Consider the following 17,418-nt stretch of genomic DNA (forward strand, 5'->3'; position numbering starts at 1 on the left):
GCCGCGCCGGTTCGCCACCCTGGTGGCGTGAGCAGCTCAGGACGGCAGGCCGACTCTCCTGGCCCATCTGAGGGCGTCACCCTGACCCACTCCACGGTCGGCGGTGGCGCGTACCGGATCGGATCGGCGCGTGATGTGTCCATCAGCGCGCCACAGCTGTCCGCGCGCCCTCCGCTGCCGGACGCGATCACCACGGTCGCGCCCGCCGGCCTGACCGGGTTGCCGCGCCGGCCGGCAGCGGTGTTCGTGGGCCGCGACCAAGCTCTGGAGCGGATCGGGCGAGCTCTGGTCCCCGCGAACGCGGGCGGCGGCGCGGGCCGGGTAGGCGTGATCGCCCAGGCGGCGTTGCTCGGGCTGGGCGGGATCGGCAAGAGCGAGCTCGCGTTGCAGTACGCGACCCGGTACCGGGACCGGTATCGGGTGGTGTGGTGGGCCGAGGCGGACAGCCCGGAGCAGATCGAGATCTTCCTCGCCGGTCTGGCGCGCGCGATCTGCGCGGGATCGCATTCGGTGGCGGCGGGCCAGGCGACCGTGGACGAGGCCGCGGCGTGGGCGCTGGCGTGGCTGACGAACCATGACGGATGGCTGCTGGTCCTCGACAACGTCGAGGATCCCGCGCACGTGCAGAGCCACCTCGCCCAGCTCAGCGGCAGAGGCCATATCCTCATCACCACCCGGCTGGGAGTCGGCTGGCGTGAGCACGGCTGCACGCCCATCGACCTGGACGTCCTCACCCCCGGCGCCGCCGCGCGGCTGCTCGCCGATCTGATCGGCACGGACGCGTCCGCCGAGGAGCTCGCCGAGCTCGCCCACGACCTGGGCTTCCTGCCGCTGGCGTTGACGCAGGCGGCCGCGTTCATCGCGCACACCCCGGGGATCGGCGTGACCGCCTACCGCTGGCTGCTGCGTGACTCGCCTGCCCGCGCGCACCAGGTGACCGCCGTCGGGGAGGACGCCAAACGCGTCATCGCCCAGGTGTGGGCTCTCACCCGGACCCGGATCGCCGACTTGGATCCGCTCGCGCCCCAGCTGCTGGAGCTGCTGTCCTGCTATGCCCCGGACCAGCTGCCCATCGGTGTTCTCCATCAGCTGCGTGGCAGCGACGAGGTTCAGATCGGGAGCGCGCTCGGGCTGCTCGCCTCGTACAACATGATCACCATTGGTGAGGACACGGTCACGGTCCACCGCCTGGTCCAGGCCGTCACCCTGGTCGGTCTCACTCCCAAGGAGCAGGCCGTCGTCCGGAGTCAGGCCGCCGACCTGCTCACGCAGGCGCTGCCCGCCGACCCGAAGGCGATTGGCAACTGGCCGGCGTACGGGCGGCTGCTGGCCCACGCCCGCAGCGTCCTGCCCCCGGGTTCGCCCGCCATGAAGCAGGTCATCGGCTATCTGGGCGCCAGCGGCGACTACACCACGGCCAGGACCCTGCAACAGCAGCGGTACGAGGCCATCCGCGACGCGCGGGGACCGGAGCACCACGACACGCTGGCCGCGCGGGCCGACCTCGCCACCTGGACCGGCCTGGCCGGAGAGGCGCTCCGCGCCCGAGAGCAGTACGGCGACCTGCTGCCCGTGTGCGTACGGGTCCTGGGTGCCGAGCATCCGTACACGCTCACCGCGCAGGCGAACCTGGCGTACTGGGCGGGACAGACAGGGGACGCCGCCGCCGCGCGGGACCAGCTCGCCGCGCTGCTGCCGGTCCGCCGGCGTGTCTCGGGCGACGCGCATCCCGACACCCTGGGCACCCGCGCCCACCTGGCGACGTGGACGGGCCGGGCGGGGGACGCGGCCGACGCCCGGCAGAGGTTCACCACGCTGCTCCCGATCATCGAACGCGTGCTCGGCCCGGAACATCCCGAGACGCTCGGCGCACGGGCCGAACTGGCCGGCTGGACCGGAGAGGCGGGGGACGCGGCCCGGGCGCGGGAGGAGTACACCGCGCTGGTGCCGATCCGCACGCGTGTCTCGGGCGCCGGGCATCCTGACACGCTCGCCGCGGAGGCGAACCTCGCCCACTGGACGAGGCAGGAGGTCATCGCCCGGGGCGGAGACCACCAGAGTCAGGTCGTCTCCTGGCCCCGGGACAGCTTCATGGGCATGCTCCCTCCCGACCTGCGTGACCCTCTCCTCGCCAGGGGCATGCGCCGGGTCTTCGGCCCCGGCGACCACCTGATCGCCGGCAACTCCTCCGTCTCCGCGGCGTTCCTGGTGCTGGAGGGTTTCGTCAAACTCCACGGCACCTCGGACGACGGGCGGCCTGTTCTCCTGACCGTCGCGGGGGCCGGTGACATGATCGGGATGGAGAGCTCGCTGGACGGCGGTCCTCAACTGGAGGCCGCCGTGGCCGCGTCACGAGTGGTGACACAGGTGCTCCACGGGAAGAACCTGTCCCTCTTCCTCGACCATCATCAGCAGGCGGAACGGGCGATGGCGCGCTTCATCGTCAGGAAGCTCCGCCTGATCGTGCGGCAGAGAACCGAGTTCTCCGGCGTGTCGGTCCTGATCAGGCTCGCGCGAGCACTCGACGCTCTGGCCGCCGCGCACGGTCGCCGGACAGAGTCGGGAATCAGGATCGAGGTGCCCTTGAGCCATGCGGACATCGCCACCTTGATCGATGCGACCGAGCCCAGCGTTCAGCGGGCGATAAGCGACCTACGCCGGAGAGGCATCATCGTCACCGGCTACCGCCACATCGTCGTCACGGACTCAGCGGCGCTGGATGCCATCGGCCGGGCCGAGGAGGTACCTCCGGCCGGCTAGCACGCGCCGGCATGCGGGTCCCGGGGTCGTTTTGGGACGGCGATCACATGCCTGGTGAGACGGCGTTCCGTGGAACATCTGGGGATATCGTGTCCGTGGTTTGGCTGTCCGGAGACGCTCATCCGGGGAGACCGCCGATCATGACGATCAAGCACTCAGTTCGTACTGCCGTGATTTCCGCGGTGACCGCGGGTTCCCTCATGATCACGGGAGTGTCGCCGGCGCTGGCGGATGCCGGTTTGCCCGGTTTGCCCGGTTTGCCGGGCACGAATGCCAAGGCCAACTGCGGCATCCTCACCTGCGATGTGATCTTCTCGCGGGATTTCACCAGATATCTGAAGGACCTGAGCGGTGACGTGACCTACATCGCCGGTGCGGTCTGCGGCGGCATCGCCGTGGCCGCGACACCGCTGGCGGGCGGCGTGTGCGTCCTCGCGGTCGCCGCGAAGTACGCGATGATCGCCCCGGTGCTCAAGTACGCGGCCCACACGAACCGGTGCCTCAAACTGCGCTGGCCGATCCCCAGCCCGGAACTGATGTGGGCCGAGTACACGGGCGGCGGCGACTGCTTCGACAACTGACGGTTTACCAGCGAGACGGGTCGGGGGCAGGCGGCGGAGGCGGCGGAGGGGACGGTGGAGGGGGCTGGGGTGGGGGCGAACCGCGGTTGATCTGGAGCCAGGCGGTGTGGGCGTCGCGGAGGGCGTTGTGGGCGGGGTTGCCCAGTTCGTGGTCGGCCTGGCGGCGGCGGTCGAGCCACCAGTCGCTCCAGGCGGCCCAGGTGCGCTTGATGGGCTCGGCGCGGGAGTCACCGATGATCTTGATGTCGCCCATGATGGCGTAGCCGCGGACGCGGACGACCGGGACGTTCTGGCCGGGCGGCGCCTCGACGACCTTGACCTTCTTGTCGCCCATGATCGACATGCCGGACAGCTCGACGTCCACGCCGTCCGGCACGATGATCTTGACGTCGCCCATCACGCTGGTGGCGACGATGTCCACCTCGTTGCTGCGGACCTCGGCCTCCCGCAGGTCGAGCACGACGTCGCCCATCACGCAGACGACCCCGATCTCCTGGTCGATCCGCCATTTGCCGCGCCGCTTGGTGTCGCCCATCACGGCCACGAACCAGCGCCTGGCCTTGCCCTTGGCCGGGGGCGTGACCGGTAACGGGGCCGGACCGCCCGCGCCGGCGGGCAGATCGGCGGTGATCTGCGCCAGTTCGGCATGTGTCTGGGCGAGATAGGCCGCCTCGGTCCTCTCGGTGAGCTCGGCGAGGGTCAGCCGCCCTTCCACCGACGCGTCCCGCAACCGCTCGACCACGGCTTCGCGCTCCGCGTCCGAAGCGCGCATTCCGCCTGGCTCGTTCATACCCACGAATCTAGCCCCCGCCCGCGGCAGACTCTCTCCTCCCTAGGAACGATTCCGGGCGCTGGCGTGAGGAGCTTCGCGACTGTGTGACGATGGAACCGTGACAGGCAGTGAGCTGATGACCGCGGTGGCGGAAGACGACCTGGTCCGGGTGCGTGCGCTGCTCCGCCCGGGCGTGGACCTGAACCCCGATCGCGGCACCACCCCGCTCTACGAGGCCGCCGTGCACGGCAACGGCGACATGATCCGCCTGCTGCTGGAGTACGGCGCGGATCCCGACCTGCCCAGTCACGGCCCCGACGAGGGCCTGCCGCTGTGCGCCGCCGCCTGCTGGGACCACGACGAGGCCGTGCTCGCCCTGCTGGACGGGGGCGCCAACCCCGACGCGGCCGAGGACGGCTGGACGGCGCTGCTCTGGGCGGCCGGCCTCGGCCACCTGGCCACGGCCGACGTGCTGCTCGACGGCGGCGCGAACCCCGACGCGGGCTGCCCGCACACCCCCCTCACCGCCGCCGCCCGGTTCGGGGCGTACGGGATCGTCTGGTCCCTGCTGGAACACGGCGCGGACCCGGCGAAACCCGATGACGGCGGCCTCACCGCGCTGGAGATCGCGCGGGAGCTGTCGGAGGCCGACCTGGAGGCGCTGCTGACCTCGCGCATTGACGCCAACGTCGAGGCGAAGGAGTCGGCGGAGTCCGCCGACCAGGAGGGCAGGGTGATCGTGGTCAGCCGGTCGCACGCCGCCGACGGGACCGAGCTGGTGGAGGTCGAGGCGGACGGCACCCGGCTGGCCATCCAGCGCGGGCACGCGGCCGTGGCGACGATCCTGGAGGACGCGCTGGGCATCCGGACGCCGGTCGCGGAGCTGATGGCGCGGGCCGTGCCGTACCGGGATCGGGATGAGGGTGGGGAGACGTGGTGGGCGGCCGTGCATTCGGTGCAGAACCGGCATGACGAGGAGACGTTCGGGGCGGCGGTGGAGTTGTGCGCCTCGTCTGATCCGGTGACCCGGGATTTCGGGGTGGACGTGCTGTCGCAGTTCGGGTTCACGGCCGACGACCGGCCGTATCTGGAGCGCACGCTGCCGGTGTTGCAGGGGCTGGCCGAGCGGGAGCAGGATCCGCGGGTCGTGGAGTCGGTGCTGGGGGCGCTGGGGCAGCAGGGCGACCCGAGAGCGCTGCCCGAGGTCCTGGCGATCATCGGCAGGCCGGGCCGGGAGCACTCCGTCCGGGATGCAATCGCCCTGTCCGCCGTGCTGACGCCCGGCCACGCCGAAGGGCTGACCTGCCTGATCGGCCTCTCCCGGCATCCGTCGGCCGAGATCCGCGACTACGCCACCCATGGGCTGGCCGCCCTGGGTGACGGCTTCGACGGCGACGCCGTCCTGGAAGCGCTCCACGACCGCGTCAGTGACCCGGACCTGAGCACCACGGCCGAGGCCGCCGCCGCGCTGGCCGCCCGCCACGACCGCCGCGCCATCGACGCCATCCACCGCGTCCTCTGCGAGACCGACCAGGACGACCCCGACGACGAGTACATCCGCGAGCTGGCCCTGGAGGCCGCCACCCTGCTCAACCTGGATCTCCCCGACCTCACCCACTGAGCAGGGAACCCCAGCGGGCTTCGAGGCCGGCGAAGGTCGGGTCGTCGAGGCCGTAGGTGGTGAGGACGAGCATCGCGTTGCCGCCGCTCCCCCGGCCGGCGACGAGGAGGCCGTCGCCCCATTCGGCCACGGTCACGCCGAGTTGGTTGGCCGAGCGGTACCAGATCTCGCCGGTCAGGCCGCCCGCCGCGTACGGGGTGCCCGGGGGCAGGTCGGCGACGGCCGTGAGGCCGGCCAGGTCGAAGACGTCGGCGGGAGCCGTACCGGAGGAGAAGACGGTGCGGCGGTCGGCGGCGGGGTGGCGTTCGAGGGCGAACCTGAGCTGGTGGAGGAAGGTGATCCAGCCCTCGTTGATGTCGTCGTAGTAGGCGTCCCAGTCGGGATTGTCGCCTTTGGGGGCGCGGGTGAGCCTGAGGCGGGTCGTCTCCCCCAGGTCGGTCAGCTCGAAGCGGTCCTTACCTTGGAGCTCCAGCCAGCGCTCCGCCGCGGACTCGGTCACGTTCTCCTGGTAGATGACCTCGATCTCCTTGTCGAGGCCGTCGAAGTGCCAGCCGTGCCAGCGCCGGATCTCCTCGGGCTCGCGCAGGGCCCGCCACACGGCGTCCACCGGCGCGGCGATGGTGACATCAACGACGAATCGCTCTTCGCTCATCTGGGTTCCTCGGGTCGGGACGGATGGGGCGCCGGGTGCCCACCGGCGACCAACCGGTAGGGGCGGCCGCCGGGACGGTCGAACCGCGCGGCCACCTGGGCGATGGCGGCGGCGAGCTGGTCGGTGAACTCGTGCACGTCGCCGGGCTCCCCGAACCGCACCTCGGCCTCCAGGGTGAAGGTGAGCAGCCGGACGCCCTGCCGTTCGGCCGCGGCGCTCATCCGGGCCACGTCGCGGACGGTCCCCGCCGCCACGTCGACCAGGTGCTCGGCGGCGTGCCGGTCGGCGATCGCCGTGAAGGCGTCCCGGACGAGCACCCCGGGGTCCACGAGGAGGGCGTTGGCGCTCGCCCGCATGATCCGCTCGACGCAGCCCCGGCGCGGGCGCTCCTCGACGAGTTCGATCAGCCCGGCCTGCTCCAGCACCCGGAAGTGGTACCCGACGCGCTGGCGCGGCAGGCCCAGCTCGGCGGCCACCTGGGCGGCGGACCCGGGTTCACGCAGGCGTTCGAGGATCTGCCGCCGCGGCGGCGACAGAGCCGTCCGCACCCGCTCCGGCTCGTCCATGAGCACCATCTCAGCCACCCGCCCATGCAATCATTTGACAAAATAATCTGTCAATTGCGCGTACGCCCGAGGGCGCGGCCTGAGCCGGGAGGATCAGGGGCCGGACAGGGCCGGGGCGGCGGTGAAGAGGTCGGCGGCGAGGGACTGATCGCCTTCGACATCCCAGGTGAAGCCGTCGCCACGGCCGCCGAGCAGGAAGCAGAAGCCGACGACGTCGCAGGTGAGCGTGACGTCGGCGGACTCGCCCCGGTACGGCGCGGCCACGTGGGACACGTCCAGGGGCACGTGCCAGTCACCGCCGCCGGGTCCGGTGAGCGTGAGCCGTACCGTGCGGGATGTCGCGTCGAAGCCGGTCAGGAGCATCGTCCAGGGGACGAGGCGGGCGCAGAAGTCGGCGGTCGGGTGGATGTGCTCGGCGACGGGGTGCGGGAGCCGCAGGCCGTTGAGGTTGGCCGCGTCGTCGGTGTGGATCCAGGTTTCGAGCATGCGCGCCAGCAGGTGGTCACGGATCGCGAAAGGGGTGCCGCCCGGGGCCACGACCTGGTCGGGGTCGACTCCGGGGAGGTGGGCGCAGATCGCGTCGGCCTGGTCGCGCCAGGAATGCCGGGTCTGCTCGGGCGTGCGCTGCCGCTCGAAGTCCTGGAGTTCGTGGGTCCTGGCCAGCGCCTCGTTCACGCCGATCGGAGGGCCGAGCACGGGGGCGCCGATGGCGTCGGCGAGCAGCCCGTCCTTGGCGGCCAGGTGGGCGACCAGTTCCTGGAGCGTCCAGCCTTCGACGACGACCTGGTCCCAGCGCTCGGCGGAGGCCAGCAGGGCGTCCATGGCGGCCACCCGTCCCGCGTACGGCGAGGCCCAGGCGGGAACGGACGCGGCGGGCCGGCGGCGCGAACCGGCGGCGGCCAGCAGGCGCGCGCGGGACGACGGCGCTTCGGGCGTCTCGGCCAAAGCGTCCAGGTAGAGACGTTCAAGACTCATCGCCGCCTCCTCATGGTTGCTCCCCTCCCAGGGATTCGGCGAGTTTTCGCAGGCCGAGCCGGATACGGGACTTCGCGGTCCCCTCCGGGATGGCCAGTTCCTCCGCTACCTGACGATAGGTCCGGCCCTGGTAGTACGCGAGTTCGATCACCGCGCGCAGGGCGTCGGGCAAGGTGGCCACCGCCTCCCGTACCCGGGTCGCCTCGTCGGCGGCCAGGACGGTGTCCTCCAGTTCGCCCGGGCGCTCGTACACGCGGGGCCCGAGCACGCTGACCTTGCGCCGCTCCTCGGCGCGGACGTGATCGACGGCCCGCCGGTGCGCGATCGTGGCCAGCCACGCGCGCAGCGAGCCGCGTTCCGGGTCGTACGCCAGCGGACGCTCCCAGAAGGTGACGAAAACCTCCTGGGCGATGTCCTCGGCGACCGCCCGGTCCCGGGTCACGCGTACGGCCAGACCGAAGATCAGTGCGGCGAAGCGGTCGTAGAGTTCGCCGAGGGCGGCCTCGTCTCCACCCACGACGCGCTGGTGGAGCAGACGGTCGTCGACAACCGGTGCCTCCACTGGCACCTCCCCTGCTGAGCATCGGTTCGTCCGCGCGACCCGAGCATCGCACTATTCGCGTGAGATGTTGAGATGGATGAGGACATTTCCGGTTAGGAGTCGATCAAGTGACACATGAAGTGATCAATCAGCCGCCTCCGTATGTCGGACACGATATCTCGGCTGATCCAACTCTGCTGTCGTCGCTTGACCGGGAGGGCGCCGGCTGGGCCGCCGGGGAGCTGCGCCAGCTCGGGGTGCTGGGCGGATCCGAGCGGGCGCAGGAGTGGGGGCGGCTCGCCAACGAGTACCCGCCGGTGCTGCGGACGCATGACCGTTACGGGAACCGCATCGACGAGGTGGAGTTCCATCCGGCCTGGCACGAACTGATGGCGGTCGCCGTCGAGAACGGGCTGCACGCGGCGCCGTGGACGTCGGCGCGGCCGGGGGCACATGTGGCGCGGGCGGCCAAGTTCTTCGTGTGGTCGCAGGTCGAGGCCGGGCACGGGTGCCCGATCTCCATGACGTACGCGTCGGTGGCCGCGTTGCGGCATTCGCCGGAGCTGTGCGCTTCCTGGGAGCCGTTGCTGGCGTCGCGTACCTACGATTCCGGGCTTCGTCCCATGTCGGAGAAGCGCGGTGTGCTCGCCGGAATGGCGATGACCGAGAAGCAGGGCGGCTCCGACGTACGCGCCGGGACCACCGTCGCGGAGCCCCTCGACGACGGCACCTACGCCCTCACCGGGCACAAATGGTTCAACTCCGCCCCGATGTGCGACGCCTTCCTGGTCCTCGCGCAGGCGCCCGGCGGCCTGTCCTGCTTCCTGCTCCCCCGCGTGCTCCCCGACGGCTCGCTCAACACGATGCGCCTGATGCGGTTGAAGGACAAACTGGGCAACCGTTCGAACGCCTCCGCCGAGGTCGAGTACTCGCGCGCGATCGCCCACCTCGTCGGCGAGGAGGGCCGCGGCGTCCGGACCATCATCGAGATGGTCAACATGACCCGCCTCGACTGCGTGATCGGCTCCGCGGCCGGCATGCGCCTCGGCGTCACCCGCGCCGTCCACCACACCCGCCACCGCCACGCCTTCGGCCGCGCGCTCGTCGACCAGCCGCTCATGCGCAACGTCCTCGCCGACCTCATCCTCGAATCCGAGGCCGCCACCCTCCTGATGACGCGCCTCGCCGGCGCCACCGACCGCGCCGTCGCCGGTTCCGCCCCCGAAGGCCTCTTCCGCCGTACGGCACTGGCCGCCGCCAAGTACTGGATCTGCAAACGCGCCCCCGGCCACGCGGCCGAAGCCCTCGAATGCCTCGGCGGCAACGGCTACGTCGAAGAGTCCGGCATGCCCCGCCTGTTCCGCGAATCCCCCCTCAACGGCATCTGGGAGGGCTCCGGCAACGTCGCCGCCCTCGACCTGATGCGCGTGCTCACCCGCCAGCCCGAATCCGTCGAGGCCTTCTTCGCCGAAGTCTCCCTGGCCGACGATCCTCGCGTCACCACCGCCGTCGCCGACACCCAGAAGACCCTCACCACCGCCACCGAGTCCGACGCCCGCCACCTGGCCCAGCAGATGGCCCTGCTCCTCCAGGCGTCCCTCCTGATCCGCCACGCCCCGGCCCCGCTCGCCGACGCCTTCTGCGCGTCCCGCCTCACCGGCAACCACCCCGGCGCGTACGGCACCCTGCAGAACGCCGACGTGACCGCGATCATCGACCACATCCCGCACCATGGCTGAGCCGCTGCTGGTGCTCTGGGACATCGATCACACGTTGATCGACGCCGGTTCCGTGGCGCGCCCGGCGTACGCCACGGCGTTCCAGAAGGCGACCGGTCTCGTACTGGATCAGCCCTGGCAGTTCGACGGGCGTACGGAACTGGCCGCCGCGACGGAGGTGATGCGGATCCACGGTGTGGAGCCCGTCGCCGACCTGGTGGCGGCCTTCATCGAGCTGCTGACCCTGGAGCTGCGGGCGCGTGCCGCCGACATGGCCGCCAACGGGTACGTGCTGCCCGGCGCGGCCGACGCGCTGACCGCGCTGGGCGACGTCCCGGGCGTGCGCCAGTCGGTCCTGACCGGCAACCTCTACCCGCTGGCCGTCCTGAAGATGGAGGTGTTCGGCCTCGACCACCACGTCGACTTCCGCCTCGGCGCGTACGGCGGCGACGCCTTCGAACGCACCGACCTCCCCGCGTACGCCTTCGACCGCACCGAACAGCACCTCGGCTACCGCCACAGCGGCCCCGACACCGTCATCGTCGGCGACACCCTCCGCGACATCGCCACCGCCCACGCCGCCGGCGCCCGAGTCGTCGCGGTAGCCACCGGCGCCACCCCCGCCCCCGCCCTCCTGGCCGCCGGCGCCGACGTCGTCCTCCCCGACCTGTCCGACACCACCGCCGTCCTGCGAGCGATCGGTAGGTAGGTAGATGGAATCTACGCAGATTCCATCTACAGAATCCTGAGGATGTCCGCTGCCGGGAGTCATCTGACCGCTACTTGGGAGAAACACGGGCGAAACAGCTCGGCGGTGTCATGAAGGGGACTCACCTGGAGGGTGGGGCGCACCTAGGGTTCCGCTCCGGAGGCCGGAGGCTGGTCCGAGAGGTGCAGGCGGTCGCCGGAGGGCGGCCGTTCCACGGCGGGAGAAAAGCCCGGGAGACAGTCATTCAGGCTGCCTCTCTGTTTGAGGCTTTCCCGATGAGGAGTGACCGTGGGGCATCTCCACCACAACTACGGACCCGAGGCCCGGTACGCGGTCGAGCGTGAGGCGTCGCTTCCGACGACGATGCACGAACGCGAGATCGCCCGCGGCCTGGAGTACGGCCTGCAGGGCGCGGACTCCATCGTGGACCGCACGATCCCCACGTTCTCCCGGGGGGAGTTGCCGCACTTCGCCGGCATCAACACCTTCCTCAAAGCGCCCTACGTCGAAGACGTCAGAAAGTGCGGCGAGTACGACGTCGCCGTACTGGGGGCGCCGTTCGACGGGGGCACCACGTACCGGTCGGGGACGCGGTTCGGGCCGCAGGGCATCAGGAAGATCTCCGCGCTGTACGGCCCGTACAGCTTCGAGCTGGGGGTCGATCTGCGGGAGTCCATCACCGTCTGCGACCTGGGCGACATCTTCACCATTCCCGCCAACATCGAGAAGACCTTCGACCAGATCTCGAAGGGCGTCTCGCACGTGTACGCCTCCGGCGCGTTCCCCGTCGTCCTCGGCGGCGACCACTCCATCGGCTACCCGACCGTCCGGGGCGTCGCCGAGCACCACGCCGGCAACATCGGGATCATCCACTTCGACCGGCATGTGGACACCCAGGAGACCGACCTGGACGAGCGCATGCACACCACGCCGTGGTTCCACGCCACCGACATCCCCAACGTGCCCGCCAAGAACCTGGTGCAGATCGGCATCGGCGGCTGGCAGGCCCCCCGGCCCGGCGTGAAGGTGGGCCGCGAGCGCGGGACGACGATCATGACGGTGACCGACTGCGTGGAGATGGGGATCGAGAACGCGGCCGAACGCGCGCTGGAGGTCGCCTGGGACGGCGCGGAGGCGGTCTGGCTGTCGTTCGACGTGGACTGCCTGGACGCCGCGTTCGTGCCGGGCACCGGCTGGCCGGAGCCGGGCGGGTTCCTGCCGCGTGAGGTGCTGAAGTTCATCCAGCTCATCGCCGACGCCCGGCCGCTGGCCGGGATCGAGGTGGTGGAGTGCGCCCCGCCGTACGACAACGCCGACATCACCTCTCTTATCGCCACCCGCGTGATCTGCGACACCCTCGGTTGCCTGGTCCGCGCGGGTCACCTCCCCAAGAAGAAGGGAGCGGCGTGATGTTCCGTCGCTTACTGCCCGCCCTGGCCACCCTCGCCCTGTTAGGGACGGCCTGCGCCGCCGAACCCGAGGCCGCCCCCTCGGCGGCCCCGGCCGCGCAGAAGATCACGCTGGGGTTCAGCGCGTGGCCCGGCTGGTTCCCGTGGCAGGTCGCCGCCGAGCAGGGCCTGTTCGAGAAGAACGGCGTGCAGGTCGAACTCAAGTATTTCGACAGTTACACCGACTCCCTGAACGCCCTGGCCACCGGCACCATCGACGCCAACAGCCAGACGCTCAACGACACGCTGGCCTCGGTCGCCGGCGGCGCGAAGCAGAGCATCGTGCTGGTGAACGACAACTCCACCGGCAACGACCAGATCATCGCGGGGCCGGGGATCGAGACGCTGACCGACCTCAAGGGCAAGACGGTCGCGGCCGAGCAGGGCACGGTCGACCACTATCTGCTGCTGCTCGCGCTGCGCAAGGCGGGCCTGACCGAGGCGGACGTGCGGTTCACGCCCATGCTGACGGACGCGGCGGCGGCCGCGTTCGTGGCGGGCCAGGTGGACGCCGTGGGCGCGTTCGCGCCGTTCACCTCGACCGCGCTCCAGCGGGAGGGCAGCAAGGCCATCGCCACCTCGGCCGACTTCCCCGGCGCCATCCCCGACCACCTGGTGGTGACCAGGGATCTGCTGGGCCGGGACGAGAAGGCCGTGCAGGCCCTGGTCTCGACCTGGTTCGACACGATCGAGTGGATCGCGGCGAACCGGCCCAAGGCGCTGGAGATCATGGCCAAGCGGGGCGGGGTGAGCGTCGCCGACTACGAGACGTACGACAAGGGCACGACGATCTTCAGTCTGGAGCAGAACCGGCAGGCGTTCGCGAGCGATCTGCCCGCCCAGGCCAAGCTGATCTCCGAATTCCTGGTCTCCACCAAGCTGGTGGACAGCCCCCCGCCGCTGGACGGCCTGTTCGAGCCCAAGTTCGTGCAGGCGGTCCAGCCGTGAGCGCATGGTGAGCACCGCCCCGCCGCAGGTCGCGCCCAGGACGGCGGCGCGGCGGGTCAAGCTGCTCAAGACCGAGGTCTCCCGCGGGACCGCCTGGGTCCTGCGGGCGGCGTCGATCCTGGTGCCGCTGGTGGCCTGGTGGGCGCTGAGCGCGAGCGGCGTCGTGGCGGACACGTTCCTGCCCTCCCCGCCGGACGTGTGGGCGGCCGGCCTGGCCATGATCGAGAGCGGCGACCTGCCCGGTGACCTGCTGGCCAGCCTGGGCCGCATCGGCGCGGGCTTCGGCCTGGCCGTGCTCATCTCGGTGCCGCTCGGCTTCGCGATGGGCACCCTGGGCTGGGCGCAGCCGCTGCTGGAGCCGGTGATCGGCATCCTGCGCTACCTGCCGGCCTCCGCCTTCATCCCGCTGCTGATCATCTGGCTCGGCATCGGCGAGACCTCGAAGATCGCGCTGCTCGTGCTGGGCGTGGTCTTCTTCAACACGCTGATGACCGCCGACGTGGTCCGGCAGGTCCCGGCCCGGCTGCTGGAGGTCTCGGCCATCCTCGGCGCGGGCCGGGCCCGGGTGGCCTCCCGGGTCGTCTTCCCGTACGCGCTGCCGGGCATTCTCGACGCCATGCGGGTGAACGCCGCGGCGGCCTGGAACTTCGTGGTCGTGGCCGAACTGATCGCGGCGACCTCCGGCCTCGGCTACCGGATCACGCGGGCGCAGCGTTTCCTGCAGACCGACCGCATCTTCGCCATCCTCATCGTGATCGGGCTGATCGGCCTGACCATCGACATCACGCTCCGCCTGGTCCGGGGCCGGGTCGGCCGGTGGTCCCAGTGACGTTGCGGCTGACCGGCGTGAGCCGGGAGTACGTCCCCGGGGTCCCCGTGCTCTCCGGCATCGACCTGGCCATCGAGCCCGGCGAGTTCGTCACCGTGGTCGGGGCCAGCGGATCCGGCAAGTCCACCCTGCTCTGCCTGATCGCCGGGCTGGCCCGCCCGACGACCGGCCAGGTGCTGCTGGACGGCCAGGAGGTGCTCGGCCCGGGACCTGACCGGGGCATGGCCTTCCAGACGGCCTCGCTCTACCCGTGGCGGAGCGTCGCCCGCAACGTCGCCTTCGGCCTGGAGTCGATGCGGATGCCCCGTGCGGAACGGGACGAACGAGTCCGGTGGCTGCTGGAGGAGGTCGGCCTGACCGCCTTCGCCGGCAGCCTGCCCGGCCGGCTCTCCGGCGGCCAGCAGCAGCGCGTCTCGATCGCCAGGGCGCTGGCCTGCCAGCCGCGGGTGCTGCTGCTCGACGAGCCCTTCGGCGCGCTCGACGTGCAGACCAAGGAGGACATGCAGCTGTTCATCCGGCAGGTCTGGCAGGACGTCGGCACCACGGTCGTCATGGTCACCCACGACGTCGAGGAGGCCGTCTTCCTCGGCCAGCGGGTGCTGGTCCTGTCCAGCGACCCCGGCCGGATCAGCCAGGACATCCCCGTCGACCTCCCCGAACCCCGCACCCTGGAGGTACGGCGCGGCCCCGCGTTCCTGGCGCTGCGCGCCCGCGTGGAGGACCTGGTCAGAGCCGAGCACCGCGCGCACCAGGCCGCCCAGGCCCGCAAGGGGCATGCCGGTTCGGCATAGCCCCACCCCACGGCGTTAGGGTCAGCGGTGACAGTCTCTGAACTGAAAGGGATATCGACCATGGCGACCACGCGTACCGCGACGACCCAGTGGAAGGGCGCGCTCCTCGACGGCTCCGGCACGGTGTCGCTCGACACCTCCGGGGTCGGCACCTTCGACGTGACGTGGGCTTCGCGCTCCCAGGACGCGAACGGCAAGACCAGCCCGGAGGAGTTGATCGCGGCGGCCCACTCGTCCTGCTTCTCGATGGCGCTGTCGCACGGGCTGGCTCAGGCGGGGACCCCGCCGCAGTCCGTCGAGACCAAGGCGGACGTGACGTTCCAGCCGGGTGAGGGCATCACCGGCATCGTCATCTCCGTCCGGGCGCAGGTTCCCGGCCTCACCGCCGAGGAATTCCAGGCGGCGGCCGAGACGGCCAAGGCCAACTGCCCGGTCAGCAAGGCCCTCACCGGCACCACGATCACCCTGAACGCCGAATTGCTCAGCTAGGACCAGTTCGGCCCCCGTCGCGAGTGACGGGGGCCGTTTCGGTTCCCGGGGCCTCAGCGGGCCAGGATGTCGTCCAGGTTGTACGCGATCGGCTTCTCCAGCTGCTCGTACGTGCACGACTGCGGCGTGCGGTCGGTCCGCCAGCGCCGGAACTGGGCGGTGTGCCGGAACCGCTCCCCCTCCATGTGGTCGTAGGCCACCTCGATCACCAGCTCGGGCCGGAGCGGGATGAAGGACAGGTCCTTCTTGGCGTTCCACCGGGAGATCGCGCCGGGCAGCCGCTGCCCCTCCGGGCCGTTGCCGGGCCCGTTCGGCGCCCAGGACGCCCACTCGCCCCACGGATGCTCCGACAGCTCGGCGAGCCGGTACGGGGCCAGCTCGGCGACCAGCTCCTCCCGGCGCTTCATCGGGAACGACGCGGACACCCCGACGTGGTGCAGCCGCCCGTCCTCCCCGTACAACCCCAGCAGCAGGGAGCCCACGATGGGGCCGCTCTTGTGCTCCCGGTAGCCGGCGACCACGCAGTCGGCGGTGCGCTCGTGCTTGACCTTGAACATGGTCCGCTTGTCCGGCTCGTACGGCAGGCCGGCCGGTTTCACGATGATCCCGTCGAGCCCGGCGCCCTCGAACATCTCGAACCATTCGAGCGCCCGCTCCTCCACGGTGGTGATGGGCGTGAGCCGCACCGAATCGCCGGCCTTGGCGGTGATCTCCTCCAGGCGGGCGCGGCGCTCGGCGAAGGGGGCGGCCATCAGGTCCTCCTCGCCGACGGCCAGCAGGTCGAAGGCGATGAAGGAGGCGGGCGTCTGCTCGGCGAGCAGCTTGACCCGGGACGCGGCGGGGTGGATGCGCTGCTGGAGGGCGTCGAAGTCGAGGGTCTGGCCGCGCATGACGACGATCTCGCCGTCCACCACGCAGCGTTCCGGCAGCTCGCGCCGGACGGCCTCGACCACTTCCGGGAAGTAGCGGGTGAACGGGCGCTCGTTGCGGCTGCCCAGGTAGACCTCGTCGCCGTCGCGGAACACGATGCAGCGGAAGCCGTCCCACTTGGGCTCGTAGTAGAGCGAGCCGTCCTGCGCCGGCATGCCCTTCACCGCTTTGGCCAGCATGGGCGAGACCGGTGGCAGCACCGGCAACGTCAAATCCGAAATCTCCGTCATGATGCGCCCTCCCGGACATAGCGGCAGAAAAGAAAGCCGTCTTGCTCCAGCACGTGCGCCAGGTCCAGGGCGTGCTGGGCGGCGACCCCGTTGAAGATCCGGGCCGCGTCACCGCCGATCAGCAGCGGACTGACGGTCAGGCACAGTTCGTCCACCAGACCGGCCGAGGACAGCTGGGCGTTGAGCCGGGGCCCGCCCTCGCACAGGACGCGCCCGAGCCCGCGCTCGTGTAACTCGCGGACGGCCCGGCCCAGGTCCACCCGCTCGTCGCCGGTCACGATCACGTCGGCGTGGCGGGCCGCCTCCAGCCGCCGGTCCTTCGGCGCGGCCTCGGTGGTGAACACGATCGTCCGCGCGGTGGGCGCCGCGGCGGTGAACAGCGGGCCGCCGAGATCGAGGTCGAGCCTGCGGGTGACGACCGCGATCGGCGGCGCCGGCGCGCGGCCGGCCCGGAGGCCGCGCCAGGACTCCCGCGGCTCGACCGGCCCGTAGCCCTCCGCCCTGGCGGTCTGCGCGCCGGCCAGGACCACGTCGGCCATGCCGCGCAGCAGCCCGAAGACCCGCTTGTCGGCCGCCCCGGACAGGCCGCCGGAGACGCCCCTCAGCCAGGCTCCGCCGTCGGCGCTGGACACCATGTTGAGCCGCAGCCACGGGGAGCGCGGATAACCGTAGGCGGCGACGAGATCCGGATCCTCGATCGCGTGAGGAAGTATCTGACGCACGTTTCTACAGTGGCACAGTCCACCGACAGTCCGGCAGCCCGGTAGCCCCGCGTAACGGTTTGATGTCTCCTGATACCCGAATGTCAAGATCGGTGTTGGATCGAGACAGATGCGACCGATGGGTGGGGAGACTTAT

17 protein-coding genes and 1 riboswitch are annotated in these 17,418 nt (G+C 71.1%); of the genes, 10 read left to right on the forward strand and 7 right to left on the reverse strand.

Annotation, left to right across the window (positions count from 1 at the left end):
- Nucleotides 1–27: 27 nt before the first annotated feature.
- Together Aph01nite_RS25475 and Aph01nite_RS25480 are read left to right on the forward strand one after the other, a co-directional pair.
- Nucleotides 28–2,760, forward strand: a complete 2,733-nt coding sequence (locus Aph01nite_RS25475; RefSeq protein WP_204043508.1) for a tetratricopeptide repeat protein — start codon at nucleotides 28–30, stop codon at nucleotides 2,758–2,760.
- Nucleotides 2,761–2,900: 140 nt separating this feature from the next.
- Nucleotides 2,901–3,341 (forward strand): hypothetical protein, encoded by a 441-nt coding sequence (locus Aph01nite_RS25480; protein WP_204043509.1) that lies wholly within the window; start codon nucleotides 2,901–2,903, stop codon nucleotides 3,339–3,341.
- Nucleotides 3,342–3,345: 4 nt separating this feature from the next.
- Here Aph01nite_RS25480 and Aph01nite_RS25485 read toward each other — a convergent pair whose 3' ends face one another.
- Entirely contained in the window at nucleotides 3,346–4,131 is a 786-nt protein-coding gene (locus tag Aph01nite_RS25485) for a DUF1707 SHOCT-like domain-containing protein (RefSeq protein WP_204043510.1), read from the reverse strand.
- Nucleotides 4,132–4,231: 100 nt separating this feature from the next.
- Here Aph01nite_RS25485 and Aph01nite_RS25490 point away from each other — a divergent pair, with 100 nt between their 5' ends.
- Nucleotides 4,232–5,734: an ankyrin repeat domain-containing protein gene (locus tag Aph01nite_RS25490; protein ID WP_239161969.1), complete on the forward strand. Its 1,503-nt coding sequence runs from the start codon at nucleotides 4,232–4,234 to the stop codon at nucleotides 5,732–5,734.
- On the opposite strand, the gene Aph01nite_RS25495 is transcribed toward Aph01nite_RS25490, so the two are convergent.
- The 4 genes from Aph01nite_RS25495 to Aph01nite_RS25510 all read right to left on the reverse strand — a co-directional run bounded on the left by Aph01nite_RS25495 (nucleotide 5,724) and on the right by Aph01nite_RS25510 (nucleotide 8,489).
- Nucleotides 5,724–6,386: an SRPBCC family protein gene (locus Aph01nite_RS25495; RefSeq protein WP_204043511.1), complete on the reverse strand. Its 663-nt coding sequence runs from the start codon at nucleotides 6,384–6,386 to the stop codon at nucleotides 5,724–5,726. The genes Aph01nite_RS25490 and Aph01nite_RS25495 overlap by 11 nt on opposite strands.
- Nucleotides 6,383–6,961 carry an ArsR/SmtB family transcription factor gene (locus Aph01nite_RS25500; RefSeq protein ID WP_239161975.1) on the reverse strand — a complete coding sequence of 193 codons (579 nt, stop codon included), beginning with the start codon at nucleotides 6,959–6,961 and terminating at the stop codon, nucleotides 6,383–6,385. The genes Aph01nite_RS25495 and Aph01nite_RS25500 overlap by 4 nt, the downstream gene beginning before the upstream one ends.
- 84 nt (nucleotides 6,962–7,045) lie before the next feature.
- Nucleotides 7,046–7,927 (reverse strand): maleylpyruvate isomerase N-terminal domain-containing protein, encoded by an 882-nt coding sequence (locus Aph01nite_RS25505; RefSeq protein ID WP_204043513.1) that lies wholly within the window; start codon nucleotides 7,925–7,927, stop codon nucleotides 7,046–7,048.
- Nucleotides 7,928–7,937: 10 nt separating this feature from the next.
- The gene (locus Aph01nite_RS25510) at nucleotides 7,938–8,489 is read right to left on the reverse strand and encodes a sigma-70 family RNA polymerase sigma factor (protein ID WP_204043514.1); all 552 of its coding nucleotides are present in this window, start codon (nucleotides 8,487–8,489) and stop codon (nucleotides 7,938–7,940) included.
- 107 nt (nucleotides 8,490–8,596) lie between these two features.
- Between Aph01nite_RS25510 and Aph01nite_RS25515 the strand changes: the two genes are divergently transcribed.
- From Aph01nite_RS25515 to Aph01nite_RS25545, 7 genes are all read left to right on the forward strand, one after another.
- Complete coding sequence (locus Aph01nite_RS25515; protein ID WP_204043515.1) at nucleotides 8,597–10,207, forward strand: isovaleryl-CoA dehydrogenase; 1,611 nt, start codon at nucleotides 8,597–8,599, stop codon at nucleotides 10,205–10,207.
- Nucleotides 10,200–10,895, forward strand: coding sequence for a haloacid dehalogenase-like hydrolase (locus Aph01nite_RS25520; RefSeq protein ID WP_204043516.1), 696 nt, complete (start codon nucleotides 10,200–10,202; stop codon nucleotides 10,893–10,895). The genes Aph01nite_RS25515 and Aph01nite_RS25520 overlap by 8 nt, the downstream gene beginning before the upstream one ends.
- A gap of 132 nt (nucleotides 10,896–11,027) precedes the next feature.
- Nucleotides 11,028–11,133, forward strand: a riboswitch (guanidine-I (ykkC/yxkD leader).
- A 50-nt stretch (nucleotides 11,134–11,183) separates the two neighbouring features.
- Nucleotides 11,184–12,305 (forward strand): agmatinase family protein, encoded by a 1,122-nt coding sequence (locus tag Aph01nite_RS25525; protein WP_204043517.1) that lies wholly within the window; start codon nucleotides 11,184–11,186, stop codon nucleotides 12,303–12,305.
- Nucleotides 12,305–13,291 (forward strand): ABC transporter substrate-binding protein, encoded by a 987-nt coding sequence (locus tag Aph01nite_RS25530; RefSeq protein ID WP_204043518.1) that lies wholly within the window; start codon nucleotides 12,305–12,307, stop codon nucleotides 13,289–13,291. The genes Aph01nite_RS25525 and Aph01nite_RS25530 overlap by 1 nt, the downstream gene beginning before the upstream one ends.
- A gap of 4 nt (nucleotides 13,292–13,295) precedes the next feature.
- Nucleotides 13,296–14,120 carry an ABC transporter permease gene (locus Aph01nite_RS25535; RefSeq protein ID WP_204043519.1) on the forward strand — a complete coding sequence of 275 codons (825 nt, stop codon included), beginning with the start codon at nucleotides 13,296–13,298 and terminating at the stop codon, nucleotides 14,118–14,120.
- Entirely contained in the window at nucleotides 14,117–14,911 is a 795-nt protein-coding gene (locus Aph01nite_RS25540) for an ABC transporter ATP-binding protein (protein ID WP_204043520.1), read from the forward strand. Before Aph01nite_RS25535 ends, Aph01nite_RS25540 begins: the two co-directional genes overlap by 4 nt.
- A 60-nt stretch (nucleotides 14,912–14,971) precedes the next feature.
- Nucleotides 14,972–15,400 carry an OsmC family protein gene (locus tag Aph01nite_RS25545; protein ID WP_204043521.1) on the forward strand — a complete coding sequence of 143 codons (429 nt, stop codon included), beginning with the start codon at nucleotides 14,972–14,974 and terminating at the stop codon, nucleotides 15,398–15,400.
- 53 nt (nucleotides 15,401–15,453) lie between these two features.
- Here the strand turns inward: Aph01nite_RS25545 and Aph01nite_RS25550 are convergent, their stop codons facing one another.
- Both Aph01nite_RS25550 and Aph01nite_RS25555 read right to left on the reverse strand, forming a co-directional pair.
- Entirely contained in the window at nucleotides 15,454–16,560 is a 1,107-nt protein-coding gene (locus Aph01nite_RS25550) for an ATP-dependent DNA ligase (RefSeq protein WP_239161970.1), read from the reverse strand.
- Complete coding sequence (locus tag Aph01nite_RS25555) at nucleotides 16,557–17,282, reverse strand: pyrimidine reductase family protein (protein WP_204043522.1); 726 nt, start codon at nucleotides 17,280–17,282, stop codon at nucleotides 16,557–16,559. The genes Aph01nite_RS25550 and Aph01nite_RS25555 overlap by 4 nt, the downstream gene beginning before the upstream one ends.
- Nucleotides 17,283–17,418: the final 136 nt, after the last annotated feature.

The organism is Acrocarpospora phusangensis (assembly GCF_016862995.1).
GTDB classification, from domain to species: domain Bacteria; phylum Actinomycetota; class Actinomycetes; order Streptosporangiales; family Streptosporangiaceae; genus Acrocarpospora; species Acrocarpospora phusangensis.

Coding starts and splice junctions, on each gene's coding strand:
- Aph01nite_RS25485 (WP_204043510.1), bottom strand. CDS start 4,131: ATGAACGAGCCAGGCGGAATGCGCGCTTCGGACGCGGAGCGCGAAGCC.
- Aph01nite_RS25495 (WP_204043511.1), bottom strand. CDS start 6,386: ATGAGCGAAGAGCGATTCGTCGTTGATGTCACCATCGCCGCGCCGGTG.
- Aph01nite_RS25545 (WP_204043521.1), top strand. CDS start 14,972: ATGGCGACCACGCGTACCGCGACGACCCAGTGGAAGGGCGCGCTCCTC.
- Aph01nite_RS25535 (WP_204043519.1), top strand. CDS start 13,296: ATGGTGAGCACCGCCCCGCCGCAGGTCGCGCCCAGGACGGCGGCGCGG.
- Aph01nite_RS25500 (WP_239161975.1), bottom strand. CDS start 6,961: ATGGTGCTCATGGACGAGCCGGAGCGGGTGCGGACGGCTCTGTCGCCG.
- Aph01nite_RS25505 (WP_204043513.1), bottom strand. CDS start 7,927: ATGAGTCTTGAACGTCTCTACCTGGACGCTTTGGCCGAGACGCCCGAA.
- Aph01nite_RS25530 (WP_204043518.1), top strand. CDS start 12,305: ATGTTCCGTCGCTTACTGCCCGCCCTGGCCACCCTCGCCCTGTTAGGG.
- Aph01nite_RS25520 (WP_204043516.1), top strand. CDS start 10,200: ATGGCTGAGCCGCTGCTGGTGCTCTGGGACATCGATCACACGTTGATC.
- Aph01nite_RS25550 (WP_239161970.1), bottom strand. CDS start 16,560: ATGACGGAGATTTCGGATTTGACGTTGCCGGTGCTGCCACCGGTCTCG.
- Aph01nite_RS25480 (WP_204043509.1), top strand. CDS start 2,901: ATGACGATCAAGCACTCAGTTCGTACTGCCGTGATTTCCGCGGTGACC.